This is a genomic window from Longimicrobium sp., from assembly GCA_036389135.1.
Lineage (GTDB): Bacteria > Gemmatimonadota > Gemmatimonadetes > Longimicrobiales > Longimicrobiaceae > Longimicrobium.
In genome coordinates this window covers 54,454-66,848 of sequence record DASVQP010000063.1, presented here as the reverse complement: position 1 = coordinate 66,848, position 12,395 = coordinate 54,454, and the positions used below count along the sequence as shown (strand labels likewise).

Genomic DNA, 12,395 nt, shown 5'->3' with positions numbered 1-12,395 from the left:
CCCCCGCTCGTCACCTCGCGGCCCCTCCCCCAAAACTACCTGGGGGAGGGGCGGTGGCGTGCATCTGTGCGGGCGGCGCGGTGCGTCGTGAGTCCCTGCGGGCCTGCCGCCCTTGCCCCGCCTGAACTCATTGCACCGCCGCCGTGGGAGCCGCCCCACGTAGGACACGCAGCTCCGCCCCTATGCCGTTGGGTGCGGGAGGCAGGAAGCGGAGCGCATGCAGGCACGGGCGCGATGAATCGCGCCCCTACGGGATGTGTGCGCCCCGCTGGGATCCATGCGTACGCCCCTCCCTCAGGCAGTTATTGGGGGCGGGGCCGCGAGTTGACGAGCGGGGGAAGGGGCCGCCCTCAGAGCCCCCCCAGCTCCTCCGACAGCGTGCGCGACACGCTCGACCAGTCGTAGCGATCCCGCGCCACGCGAAAGAGCGCTTCCTTGTGGCGCTCGCCCATCTCCAGCGCGATGGGGACGTGGCGGACGATGTCGGCCACGGTGCGCTCGGGGGAGGGGTCCAGCTTCATCGCCTCGGCGGCCTCGGGGGGGAGCACGGTGGCCACCGAGTCGATGCTGGCCTTCATCCCGCCGAAGTAGGTGCCCAGCGGGAAGGCGCCGCTCGCGAGTGCCTCCAGGAAGACGAGCGGGCCCGCTTCCTTGACCACCGACGGGAAGACGGCGGCGTCGCAGCAGGGGAAGAGGTAGCGCAGCTCGGCGTGGGTCAGGTAGCCGGTAAAGATCACGCGGTCGCGGCGCACGTGGCGCTGGCCGGCGTCGAAGTAGGCATCCAGCTCGCCGCGCTCGCGCAGGTTGTCCATGAAGCGCGCGACTTTGGTGAGCTCGGTGGAGCCGCCCTCGCCCTCGGGGTCGCCCTCCATCTCTCGGCCGCGGGCCACGATGTCCGCGAAGACGCCGCGCGCCCCGTGCTCCAGCGCCCAGAGCATCGCCTCCAGCGGCTCGCGCAGGGGGCCGTGGCCCACCACCACCAGCCGCATCTCGGGATTGCGCTCCAGGAGGAGGGGAAGGGCCGCGACCACCTCCTGCACTCCCTTGGCCGAAATCAGGCGGCCGACGTAGAGCAGCGTGGGCTCGCGCTCCCAGTCCACGCCGGCCAGCTTCGTCTCCAGCTCCGCGTCGGGGAGCTTGGCGACGTAGCCGCGCCCGGCCGCCAGCGCCTCATCCAGCGCCGCGCCGGTCAGGTCGCCGCGCAGGGCCGCGAGCATGGCGTCGAGCTGCGCCGGGGTGCGGCCGCGGTCGAGGCCGGCGAGCGACTCGCGGAGCTGGGCGGCCTTGCGGGGACGCTCCGCGCGCGCGACGGGCTCGAACTGGCTGGTGTCCACGCCCAGGTGCAGGTCCACCATCTTCTCGTCCAGCCCGGGTACGCTGGTGAAGACGGTGCTCACCCGCCCGCGCATCTCGGAGCCGATCACGAAGATGCGACCCGCCGCCGTGAACGCCTCCGTCGCCAGGCGCAGGAAGCGCTCGTCGCGTTTGACGGCGTACTCCAGCGCGCTGCCGTGCGGCATGATGGAGAACGGAATCCCCTCCGACGCTCCCACGCGCTGCGCCACCACGGACATGAGCACGGCGTGGTTGGCGTGCATGGCCGTGATCCCGTTCTCGCGCACGATGCGGGTGAGCGCGCGGACGTTGCGCTCCATGTACGAATCGATCGCCGCGTCGTCCAGGTCCACCATGGGGACGACGTTGGTGAACTCCTCGTACTTGTCCCACACGTACACCGGCAGCGTGTCGCCCAGTACCGGCTTGTGCAGGATGCAGCAGCCGGGGTGCTCGCCCGCGCCGCGCTGATAGAAGGTTGCGACGCTGCCGTCGGGGTGGTAGTGGCGCGCTTCGGAGATGAAGGGGTAGCGCTCGGGATGGTTCTCCTGCGCCATCAGGTGGACCGTCTCCCCCTGGCGGCAGAGCGACTCCACGACGGAGCGCGTCCACAGGTTGCTTCCGGAGCCTTCCAGCAGGTACCCGTGCAGGATGCAGATCATGGCGCTCTCTCGCGGCGTGGTGGGGGGCGGGACGTCCGCCCGGGTCGCAAGAGCGCGGCCAGCCGCTGGATCGCATGTTGCGGTCGGGGCGGCCGAACCTTCTACCGGATACGCCGATGCAGTCCATCGTCCAGCTGGTGGGGCCGGAGCGTACCGTCGAGATGTTCGGCGTGCGGCTCATCGGGATGAACGCCGAGACCGGCCGCAAGCTGCTGATGTCGCTGGCTGTGCTCGTGCTGGTGTGGGCGCTGGGGAGGGGTTTGAAGGCCCTGATCCGGGCGTCTCAGCGCAGGCGCCGCGACGTGCGGGCCCGGTTCTGGTCCGACCACGCGGTCAGCATCGGCACCACGATCATCGTCATCCTGGTCCTGGTGTCCATCTGGTTCGACGATCCAAAGGGTCTGGCGATGCCGGCCGGGCTGCTGACGGCGGGGCTGGCGGTGGCGCTGCAGCGGGTGATCACGGCGGTGGCGGGGTACTTCGTGATCCTCAGCGGGCGCATCTTCAACGTGGGCGACCGCATCGTGATGGGCGGCGTGCGCGGCGACGTGATCGCGCTGGGCTTCACGCGGACCAAGATCATCGAGATGGGGCAGCCGCCCCCGGTGCAAAAGGACGAGCCCGCCATGTGGGTGGGAGCGCGGCAGTACACGGGGCGCATCGTCACGGTGACCAACGACAAGATCTTCGACGAGCCCGTCTACAACTACACGCGCGAGTTTCCCTTCATCTGGGAGGAGATGCGCATTCCCGTGCGCTACCAGGACGACCGGGCGCGCGCGGAGGCGATCATCCTGGAGGCCGCGCGGCGCCACACGGTGGAGGTCACCGAGCGCGGGAGCGCGGCGCTCGCAAGGCTCCAGCGCCACTACCGCATCGAGGCGGCGGACCCGGAGCCGCGCACCACGCTGCGCCTGACGGACAACTGGCTGGAGATCACGGTGCGCTTCCTGGCGCCCGACCACGGCGTGCGTGCCCTCAAGGACGCCATCGCCCGCGACATCCTGGACGGCTTCGATGCCGCGGGGATGGGGTTGGCGTCCGCGACGTACGAGATCGTGGGGGTGCCGGAGCTGCGGGTGGCGCCCTCACCCCCCCGTCCCCCCTCTCCCAGACCGCTGGGAGAGGGGGGAGATCGCGTCGATTAGCGAGGCGGGTCGGCGAGGGTGGGGCGGCGTGTGTCGGCTTGCGCCGCTACTTCAGGGCGTAGAGGTAGGCGGCGATGTCGCGGGCTTCTTCTTCGGTGACGCCCAGGTTCGGCATGGCGGTCTTGGGCTCGATGCCCGGGGGGTCCTGGATCCACTTCACCATGTGGTCAGGCGTGTTGGTGAGCACGCCGGCGATGTACATGCGGCCCACGATCCCGCCGAGCGGAGGGCCCGCGGCGCCGTGCGCGCCCTGGATGCCGGGGATGGTGTGGCAGGCGTTGCAGCCGTAGCGCCGGATCTGCTCCCGTCCCGCGTGCGGGTCGCCGCGGGTGAGGGCGGCGGCCTCCTCCATCGCCTTCTTGTCCGGCCCGCCGCCGCACGCGGAGAGCGCGAGCGCCGTCAGCAGGAGCATCCGTCGACTGAATCGCATCGGTCTGACTCCTCAGGTGGGCCGCAGCAGTGCGCGGTCCTGCCAGCGCGCCGCCTTCCGCTCAGACTCGCGCATCCACGCCGCCACCAGCGCCAGCCCCGCCACCAGGTAGCTGGCGCCTGCGGGAATCCACATGATCAGCCCCGCGAGCTGCTGATCCTCCAGCGGCGTCAGCCCCCACGCCGCGCCCGCCGCGCCGTATTCAGGGTACCAGGGCGCGCGCGCAAAGGTCAGCAGCGCTCCCAACCCGCCGCTGTGCATCGCCGTGGCGAAGAGGTAGAAGACCGCGGCGCCGTACCCCATCCGCCCCTCGCGCCCGTGCACCAGCGCCCACCAGAAGAGGAGCCCGGTGCCCAGGAAGCTGGCGTGCTGCAGCGTGTGCATCCATTCGCTGGTGAGCGTCGCCTGATACGGGCCAGGGATGTGCCAGAGCCAGAGCGCGGCCGCGTGCAGGGCGAACGCCGCGAACGGCGCGGTAACGAACCGCCACCCCGCGCGCACCGCCTGCCGCCGCGCCCCGGCCCCCGCCGCGCGCCGCCAGCTCATGGGGAGCGCCCACAGAAACGGGAGCATCGGCCTCCCCAGCACCAGCAGCGGCGCGGCGAGGGCCATCAGGAGTTCGTGCTGCACCATGTGCGCGGAAAAGAGCACCCCACCCAGCGGGTGCAGCGGCGACACCATCGCCACGGCCAGCGTGACCCATCCCGCCGCGAAGCACCCGGCCTCCCACCGCCGCACGCCGCGCCCCACCCCCGAACGCCGCCAGAGCCGCTCCGTCCCCCGCGAGTAAAGCCACGCGCTCAAAAAGAGCGCCGCCACCACCCCCGGATCGAACGCCCACGCCGTCCACAGGTCGTGCGGCGCCAGCGGCCGCCCCGTGTGCGCCCACCCCGGCGACGGCGCCAGGAGCAGGAGGAGGAGCAGGGCGGCGGGACCCCTCCCCCCGGCCCCCGCCCGCGGGGGCGCAGGGCGGGGGAGGGGGAGAACACCGTGTGCGCGCCGGCATCCCGCGGACCCGCCCCCTCTCTCGATGACGTGAGGGCGCAGCCCTCTCCCGTTATCGGGAGAGGGGGCAGCGAGGAACGAGCGGGGGTGAGGGCCCGCCATCAGATCCCCATGCACGGGTTCAGGAACCAGCTCGCCACCCACTGGGCCAGGATCGCCAGCGCGAACAGCGGGCTGCCCAGGAGCCCCATGGCGGCCATGAAGCGGCTGCGGGGGATGGCGCCGGGGCCTTCGCCCGGCCAGACGCCGCCGGCGCGCCGCCACTCCCGCCAGGCCACCACGCCCCCCGCCGCCGCGATCGCGAATGTGGCGAGGCTCACCAGGTGGAGCGGAAGGACGCCGCCGTTCTCGCACTCCAGGCGCACCAGCGAGTACTGGACGTTCAGCCCCAGCATCCACGCCACCGGCCCCGCGAGCACGGCGAACCAGAGCGCCGCAATCGCGCGCCCCCCTCGCACCCGCCCGGCTTCCTCCGTCGTATCCACCATCCTCGCCCCCGTTCCGTTGCACCCGCCCCCAGCGCCACACCACCCCCCGCCCTCCGCGCCGCATTCTCCCCCTCCCCCGCCCCCGCCCGCGGGGGAGGGGGCACCTCACAGCACCCGCGGCCCCCAGTAGATGACCAGGTACACCGGCACCCACGCGAGCGAGAGGAAGTACTGGTAGAACGCCGCGTCGGCCACGTCCGGATAGTGCTTCCGCAGCGCGCGGCCGGACAAAAAGAGCGCCGCGAGCGTCCCCGTCTCAAAGAAATCGACCACGATGAGCGTGGCGTGCAGCACCACCACGCCCCACGCGGCCGAGGCGTAGGCGTGCGCGTCCCAGCGCACGTTGAGCGCCAGCAGCTCCCACCAGCGCAGCACGTTCACCACCAGCGTCAGCGCGCAGGCGATCAGGAGACCGCGCGCCACCCCGCGCCGGTCGAAGCGCTTCGCCGCCTTCCCCGCGGCGTGCATGGGCGCCATCACCAGCAGGAGGAGCACGGTGTTGATGGTGGGGATCAGCAGCTCCGGGTTGGGAGTGCGCCCCGGCGGCCATCCCATCTCGCCGGTACGCAGGTAGAAGTAGGCCGCCACCATCAGCACCAGGGTGAACCCCTCGATCACCATGAAGCCGACCGTCCCCCACCACAGGAGCGACCGGTGGCCAAAGACGACCTTGGGGAGGCCGGAAACGTCCAGCACACTGCGCTCGGCGCTCATGCGGGCTCCTCTCCCTCGGTGCGCGGGCCATCGTGGTCATCCTGCGTCGTCATCCACACCAGCAGGGCGGGGAAGAGGAGCGCGGGGCCCACCACGAACGCCCACGTGGTGAAGATGCCGCCGATGAACGTCACCCCCACGGCAAGCGCGCAGAGCAGCGGCGCGATGCTGGGGCCGGGGTGCTCGTAGCGCGCGTCGGGCTCCGCGTCGAGCACGGTGGTGAGCAGGACCTCGGGGCGGCGCGTTCCCATCCCCGTGACCACGGGCCGGTCGGGGGTGCGCTCCCACAGCGCGTACAGCCCCTGCACCACCGGGATGTGGAGGAAGTTGTAGGCGGGCGGCGGCGACGCGGTGCCCCACTCCAGCGTGTGCGAGCCCCACGGGTCGTCGCCGGCCGGCGCGCCGCGGCGCGCGCTGGTGAAGACGTTCGCCAGGAAGGTCAGGATCCCCGCCGCCATCAGCGCCGCGCCCACGGTGGCCATCAGGTTGAGCGGCGCCCACCCCGCCTCCACCGGATAGGTGTACACGCGGCGCGTCATCCCCATGAACCCCAGGAAGTGCATGGGGAAGAAGGTGACGTTCATCCCCACGAAGAAGAGCCAGAAGTGCACCTTCCCCAGCGTCTCGGAGAGCATCCTCCCCATCACCTTGGGGAACCAGTAGTAGAAGGCGCCGAAGAGCGGGAAGACGAAGGCGCCGATCTGCACGTAGTGAAGGTGCGCCACCACGAAGTAGGTGTCGTGCGCCTGCTGGTCGAAGGGCACCGAGGCCACCATCACCCCCGTGATCCCTCCGCACACGAACAGGACGATGAAGCCGATGACGAAGAGGAGCGGTGTGGCGAACCGCGGCCGCCCCGCCCACAACGTCGCGATCCAGCAGAAGATCTGGACGCCGTTGGGGATCGCGATCATCAGCGACGCCGCCGTGAAGAAGCTCTGCCCGAGCTGCGGCAGCCCCGTGGTGAACATGTGGTGCACCCACAGCCCGAACGCCAGGAACCCCGTCGCCACCAGCGAGAGCACCAGCGGCGTGTGGCCGAACATCTTGCGCCGCGCGAAGACGGGGATGATCTCGGACACGAATCCCGTGGCGGGGATGAACATGATGTAGACTTCGGGGTGCCCAAAGAACCAGAACAGGTGCTGCCAGAGGAGCGGATCGCCCCCCTCCGCCGGGTTGAAGAAGTGCGTGCCGATCAGCCGGTCCATGGCGAGCATCATGCTGGCCAGCGCCACCGAGGGCATGGCGAAGAGGATCACCACCGCCGTCACCAGGATCGACCACACGTACAGCGGCAGCCGGTTGAGCGACATCCCCGGCGCGCGCTGCTTGAGGATGGTGACGATCAGCGTCACCGCCGCCACCAGCGACGCGATCTCGGTAAAGGTCACGGTCTGCGCCCACACGTCGATCCGCTTCCCCGGCGAATACTGCGGCCCGGAGAGGGGGACGTAGTTGAACCACCCCGCGTCCGGCCCCGTGTTGAGGATGAAGCCGGAGTACAGCAGCACCCCGCCGATGAGGTACGTCCAGTAGCCGAACGCGTTGAGGCGGGGGAAGGCGACGTTGCGCGTCCCCACCATCAGCGGCACGAAGTAGAGCGCCACCGCAATCTGCACCGGCACCCCGAACAGGAACATCATCGTGGTGCCGTGCATGGTGAACAGCTGGTTGTACTGGTCTGGCGACAGCAGCCCGTTCTCCGGCCGGGCGAGCTGGATGCGCATGACCATCGCCTCCAGCCCGCCGAGCAGGAAGAAGATGAAGGCGGTGGCGATGTAGCGCTTCGCGATGGACTTGTGGTCCACTGCGACGAGCCACCCCCAGAAGCCGGGCTCTGGTCGCCAGCTCCGCTCCATCTCCGCCCGCCCGCCGGCGTCGAGAAGGCTGGCCGTGGCGTGGGCTTCGGTGTGGGCCAAGGGAGGTCTCCGGACGGAAGAAAGTGCGTTAGTGCGTCGTAGGGGCGCGATTCATCGCGCCCGTGCCGCTGACCCACACCAAACCCATAGGGGCAGACCTGCGTGTCTGCCCGCCGCCGCCGATGCCCCGGGCGCCGCTACCCGGAGCGGATGAATTCGCCGCTGGAACCACACGAAGTCCGCCTCCGCGGACTGGCGCGGAGAGGCAGGCCCTTACGCCTCGGGCATTCCCGTCTTTTTGTCATCCTGAGCGAAGCGCTTCCCCGTGGCGCGAGCGAAGGATCTACTGGGCGTGCCGAGGGGCTCGTCATCACCCGCCGACCTCTTGCCACGCCGGCTAGATCCTTCGGTCGCCGCAGGAGTACGGCCTGGAGCGGCAGACATCCGTTGCGCGGCTCTCTCAGGATGACGTCACGGGGGGCTGTCCCTCCATTCCCCATTCCTCACTCCCTACTTCAGGCTCTCCAGATAATCCAGCAGCGCCTGCAGCTCATCGCCGGCGAGTTGGTTCGGCGGCATGCGGGTGCCGGGCTTGATGCGCTGCGGGTCCAGCACCCACCCGGCCAGGTGGCCGCGCGTGTTGGGGATGGCGCCCGAGGCCAGCGTGCGGCGGCTCGCCAGGTGCGTCAGGTCCGGGCCGATGCGGCTGTTGGCCGGCGTGCCCCGGATCGTGTGGCACATCGCGCACTGCTTCGACAGGAATACCTGCTGCCCCTTCTGCTGCACCGAGTCGGCCGGGGGCGGGGCGCTGCGGAGCTGCGCCTCGTACCACGCGGCGAAGCGGTCCGGCGGCTCCGCGATCACCAGGAAGTTCATCTTGGCGTGCTGAAGGCCGCAGAACTCCGCGCACCGCCCGCTGTACACCCCCGGCTCGTCCGCGCTGAAGTAGGTGGTGCCGCCGTAGCCGGGGATCAGGTCGATCTTGCCGTGGAGGTTCGGCGCCCAGAACGAATGGATCACGTCGCGCGACTGCACCTCCAGCCGCACCTTGCGCCCCACGGGGATGTGGATCTCGTTGGCCGTCGACACCCGGCGGCTGTACAGCGGGTCCTGGTACTCCACCGACCACCACCACTGGTGCCCCGTCACGCGGATGGTCATGGCGCTGGAATCCGCGAAGGCCGCCAGCGCCCGCCCCGTGTAGAAGTTGTAGACCAGCAGCACCAGCAGGATGGCCGTGGTGGCCGCCACCGAGCCGCCCACCCACCACGCCATCCGCCGCTCCGCCTCGGGCCCGGCGGCGCTCTCCTCGCGCTGCTTGCCGCGCCACAGCGCGTAGAAGAGGAAGCCCACCACCACCACGAAGACGGCCGTGCCGAGCCAGGTGAGGAACCAGATCATGTCGCTGATCCGCTCCGCCTGCGGGCCCACGGGGTGCGTGGCCGAGAACTGGCGCTCGCACCCCGCCAGGAGCACGGCCGCCGCGCATGCGTGGGGACGAAGGCGCGTGCTCACGGGAGCTGGCGCTGGGGTGCGGCGTCGGTCACGGGGCGGGCCTCCTGCATGTGGTCCGCGCGCGCCGGCCAGGTGTCCGGCGGGGTGAGGCCGCTCAGCGTGCGCACGTACGACACGAGCTGCCAGATCTGCCCCTGGTCGATGCGCCCGCGGAAGGCGGGCATCCCGTTGGGGCGCCCCTCCACGATGGTGGCGAAGACGTTCTCCGGGTCACTCCCGTAGATCCACTCGTCGTCGTTCAGCGGCGGCCCCATCCCCCCGCCGCCGCCGGCGGAGTGGCACCCGGCGCAGTTGTACTGCTCGTAGAAGGTCTGCCCCTGACCAACCGTGAACCGGTTTTCCTGGTACGCGCCCACCGACGGGTCCGGCGTCTTGGGGCCGGCCTGCAGCTCCGTCGTCTGCACCGCGGGAAAGGGCGATGCGCCCGGCGGCGTCTCGCGCGACGGACGCTCCTCCCGCTCGCACCCCGCGAGCACTCCCGCCAGGCAGACCCAAACCAGCGCCATCGATCGCATCGTTCTCCCCCCGGTCATGGCTTCGCGCGGCGGCCAGCCCGCGGCACTCCGTATTCGTCCAGGATGGCCTCCACCTCCGCGCGGCGGCGGGCGAGGATCGCCTCCACCTCTTCCTTGAGCTTCACGTCCTCCCGCCGCACCCCCATCGAGATGTCGAACACGAAGGGGAGGAAGGGAAGGTCGATCTGCGGCGAGACGGGTACGACCTCCAGCGGCACCCCGGCACGCGGCGCGAAGTAGCCGGCCAGCGGCCCCCACACCACCGCCACGTCGATCTCCTTCCGCGCCAGCGCCGTCAGGATGTCGGCCGGCGGGTTGGGCTTGGAGTAGTCGCCGTACAGCGTGTAGCCCCGCACGTTGCGGATGATGCCGCGGGTGCCGAGCGCGTGGGCGGGCGGCGTGTTGGAGTAGTCGTCGCCCACCAGGTGCACGCCGATCTTGACCCGCTTCAGCACCGGATCGTCGAACGAGCGCACCTCGAACCCCGCGTCCCTTCGGTAGACGAAGACGTAGGTGGAGCGGTAGTACGGCCGCGTGGGGAGGGCGAGCTCAAACCCACTGGGCACCCCCATCACCAGGTCGCACTCCCCGGCGCGCAGGGTGTTGCGGATGAAGCCGCGCCGCTGCGCCCACCAGGTGTACTTGACCCGCGCCCCCATGTCGCGCGCCACCAGCTCCGCCAGCCGGTTCTCGAACCCCTCGCCCTTTTCGTTGGAGAAGGGGAGGTTGTTGGGATCGGCGCACACCCGGAGCTCCCGCGAGGGTTTCGCCTGCGTCTCGGCGCACGCGGCGAGGAGGGGGAGGAGGAGGAGCAGGAGCAGGCGCCGGAGGGGGCCCTCACCCCCGCTCGTTCCTCGGGGGGTGAGGGCCTCAGGGAAGCGCGAACACATACAGCGTCCCTCCCTTTTCCGTGTACTCCGGCAGGTCGCTCATGGCGCCCACGAAGCCCCCCGCCGCGGACTTGTCCTCGGGCGAGAGGTCGCCGGAGACGATGGCGCCGGGCCACCCGCCCACGCCGTCAAAGATCGCCACGTACTGCTTGCCGTCCGGGCCGCGAAAGGTGACCGGCTGGCCGATGATGCCCGAGCCGGTGCGGAACTGCCAGAGGATCTTTCCCGTGGTGGCGTCGACTGCCCTGAACCAGCGGTCCATGGTGCCGTAGAACACCACGTCGCCCGCCGTGGCCAGGGCGCCGCTCCACACGGGGAAGCGCTCGCGGATCTTCCACGCGGCGCGCCTCCGCACCGGGTCCCATGCCGTGAACTCGCCGCGGTGGCCGCCGGGGCCCGCGTACATGGTGACGTTGGCGCCCACGTACGGAGTGCCGGCGATGTAGTTGGCCTCCAGCGCCTCGTAGTCCATGCACAGGTTGTTGTGCGGGACGTAGAGGAGCCCGGTGCGCGGCGAGAACGACATCGGCTGCCAGTCCTTGGCGCCGGGCGCGCTGGGGCAGATCCCGCGCACCACCGTCCCCAGCCGCGGAGTGGCGGTGGGGTTGGGCTGGTACGCGCCCGTCTTCAGGTCCACGCCCTTGGAGGAGGTGATGTGGACGAAGGGGTCGGCCGAGAGCACCTGTCCGGTGGCGCGGTCCAGCACGTACATGTAGCCGTTCCGCTCCGCCCGCACGATCACCTTGCGCGTGCGACCGCCGATGGGGAGGTCGAGAAGGACGTTCTCGTTGACGCCGTCGTAGTCGTGCACGTCGTGCGGGCTCCACTGGTAGAACCAGCGCGCCTCGCCCGTATCCGGGTCGCGGGCAAAGATCCCGGCCGTCCACTTGTTGTCGCCCGGGCGCTGCTCGGGGTTCCAGGGGCCGGGGTTGCCCGTGCCGTAGAAGATCAGGTCCAGCTCGGGATCGTACGAGATCCACCCCCACACCGTGCCGCCCCCCGTCTCCCACGCGCCGGGAGGCCAGCTCGTGACGCCCAGGTCCTTGCCGCGGTCCTGGGCGTAGTGCGGCTTGAAGTTGGGGCCGATCAGCACGTCCGCGTCAGGCCCCGTGCTGTACGCGCGCCAGGCGGTGCGGCCCGTGGCGGCGTCCAGGGCGGTGAGCCAGCCGCGCACCCCCATCTCGCCGCCGCTGTTCCCCACCAGCACCTTCCCCTTCACCACCAGCGGGGCCATGGTCATGGTCTCGCCGCGATTGATGTCGCCGATGCGGACGCGCCACGCCTCGGCCCCGGTGGCGGCATCGACGGCGACCACCTGGTTGTCCAGCGTGTTGAAGAAGATGCGCCCGTCCGCGTAGGCGGCGCCGCGGTTCACCTTGTCGCAGCAGGCCACCCCCTGCGCCGCGGTCTGCACCGGCGGCTTGTAGTGCCACTTCACCGGCGCGCCCGGCTTGGTGAGGTCGAGCGCGAAGAGCTCGTTGGGGAAGGGGCTCACCCAGTACAGGGTGCTTCCCACCACCAGCGGCGCCCCCTCGTGCCCGTAGAAGTTCCCATCCGAGAAGGTCCAGGCCAGCCGCAGCCCCTTCACGTTGCCGCGGTTGATCTCGCCCAGCCCGCTGAACCTCGTGCTGGCGTAATCGCGCGCCGGCATCACCCACTGCCCGTCCTCCACCACCGGCGCGTTCCGCGGCGTCGCGGGGAACATCGTCCGCAACGCAGGCCACTCCCCCGGTTTCTCCTTGGCGCCGTACTCGCCGGACATGTCGTGCTCGATGCACCCCGCCGCCAGGACGATGACAAGAGTGCGTAAGTGCGTGAGTGCGTGAGTGCG

Annotated in this window: 11 protein-coding genes; 1 reads left to right on the top strand and 10 read right to left on the bottom strand. The window is 70.7% G+C overall.

Annotation, left to right across the window (positions count from 1 at the left end):
• Positions 1-350: 350 nt before the first annotated feature.
• Complete coding sequence (locus VF584_15425; protein ID HEX8211562.1) at positions 351-1,997, bottom strand: glycosyltransferase family 4 protein; 1,647 nt, start codon at positions 1,995-1,997, stop codon at positions 351-353.
• A gap of 116 nt (positions 1,998-2,113) precedes the next feature.
• Here VF584_15425 and VF584_15420 point away from each other — a divergent pair, with 116 nt between their 5' ends.
• A complete protein-coding gene (locus VF584_15420; protein ID HEX8211561.1) occupies positions 2,114-3,145 on the top strand; it encodes a mechanosensitive ion channel domain-containing protein in 1,032 nt (343 codons plus the stop codon).
• 46 nt (positions 3,146-3,191) lie between these two features.
• Here the strand turns inward: VF584_15420 and VF584_15415 are convergent, their stop codons facing one another.
• The 9 genes from VF584_15415 to VF584_15375 all read right to left on the bottom strand — a co-directional run bounded on the left by VF584_15415 (position 3,192) and on the right by VF584_15375 (position 12,326).
• Positions 3,192-3,575 (bottom strand): c-type cytochrome, encoded by a 384-nt coding sequence (locus VF584_15415; GenBank protein HEX8211560.1) that lies wholly within the window; start codon positions 3,573-3,575, stop codon positions 3,192-3,194.
• Between the two features lie 12 nt (positions 3,576-3,587).
• Positions 3,588-4,379: a cytochrome c oxidase assembly protein gene (locus tag VF584_15410; GenBank protein HEX8211559.1), complete on the bottom strand. Its 792-nt coding sequence runs from the start codon at positions 4,377-4,379 to the stop codon at positions 3,588-3,590.
• Between the two features lie 302 nt (positions 4,380-4,681).
• Entirely contained in the window at positions 4,682-5,068 is a 387-nt protein-coding gene (locus VF584_15405; GenBank protein HEX8211558.1) for a hypothetical protein, read from the bottom strand.
• A 105-nt stretch (positions 5,069-5,173) separates the two neighbouring features.
• Positions 5,174-5,782 carry a cytochrome c oxidase subunit 3 gene (locus VF584_15400; GenBank protein HEX8211557.1) on the bottom strand — a complete coding sequence of 203 codons (609 nt, stop codon included), beginning with the start codon at positions 5,780-5,782 and terminating at the stop codon, positions 5,174-5,176.
• The gene (gene ctaD, locus VF584_15395) at positions 5,779-7,704 is read right to left on the bottom strand and encodes a cytochrome c oxidase subunit I (protein HEX8211556.1); all 1,926 of its coding nucleotides are present in this window, start codon (positions 7,702-7,704) and stop codon (positions 5,779-5,781) included. Before ctaD ends, VF584_15400 begins: the two co-directional genes overlap by 4 nt.
• 450 nt (positions 7,705-8,154) lie before the next feature.
• On the bottom strand, positions 8,155-9,159 hold the full coding sequence (gene coxB, locus VF584_15390; GenBank protein ID HEX8211555.1) for a cytochrome c oxidase subunit II: 1,005 nt from the start codon (positions 9,157-9,159) through the stop codon (positions 8,155-8,157).
• A complete protein-coding gene (locus VF584_15385; GenBank protein ID HEX8211554.1) occupies positions 9,156-9,674 on the bottom strand; it encodes a c-type cytochrome in 519 nt (172 codons plus the stop codon). The genes coxB and VF584_15385 overlap by 4 nt, the downstream gene beginning before the upstream one ends.
• A gap of 14 nt (positions 9,675-9,688) precedes the next feature.
• Positions 9,689-10,564, bottom strand: coding sequence for a substrate-binding domain-containing protein (locus tag VF584_15380; protein ID HEX8211553.1), 876 nt, complete (start codon positions 10,562-10,564; stop codon positions 9,689-9,691).
• Positions 10,545-12,326, bottom strand: coding sequence for a methanol/ethanol family PQQ-dependent dehydrogenase (locus VF584_15375; protein ID HEX8211552.1), 1,782 nt, complete (start codon positions 12,324-12,326; stop codon positions 10,545-10,547). The genes VF584_15380 and VF584_15375 overlap by 20 nt, the downstream gene beginning before the upstream one ends.
• Positions 12,327-12,395: the final 69 nt, after the last annotated feature.

What these genes read in the sequence shown, in the direction of transcription:
- VF584_15425 (HEX8211562.1), bottom strand. Translation starts at nt 1,997, where the DNA reads ATGATCTGCATCCTGCACGGGTACCTGCTGGAAGGCTCCGGAAGCAAC.
- VF584_15420 (HEX8211561.1), top strand. Translation starts at nt 2,114, where the DNA reads ATGCAGTCCATCGTCCAGCTGGTGGGGCCGGAGCGTACCGTCGAGATG.
- VF584_15415 (HEX8211560.1), bottom strand. Translation starts at nt 3,575, where the DNA reads ATGCGATTCAGTCGACGGATGCTCCTGCTGACGGCGCTCGCGCTCTCC.
- VF584_15405 (HEX8211558.1), bottom strand. Translation starts at nt 5,068, where the DNA reads ATGGTGGATACGACGGAGGAAGCCGGGCGGGTGCGAGGGGGGCGCGCG.
- VF584_15400 (HEX8211557.1), bottom strand. Translation starts at nt 5,782, where the DNA reads ATGAGCGCCGAGCGCAGTGTGCTGGACGTTTCCGGCCTCCCCAAGGTC.
- VF584_15385 (HEX8211554.1), bottom strand. Translation starts at nt 9,674, where the DNA reads ATGCGATCGATGGCGCTGGTTTGGGTCTGCCTGGCGGGAGTGCTCGCG.
- VF584_15380 (HEX8211553.1), bottom strand. Translation starts at nt 10,564, where the DNA reads ATGTGTTCGCGCTTCCCTGAGGCCCTCACCCCCCGAGGAACGAGCGGG.
- VF584_15375 (HEX8211552.1), bottom strand. Translation starts at nt 12,326, where the DNA reads ATGTCCGGCGAGTACGGCGCCAAGGAGAAACCGGGGGAGTGGCCTGCG.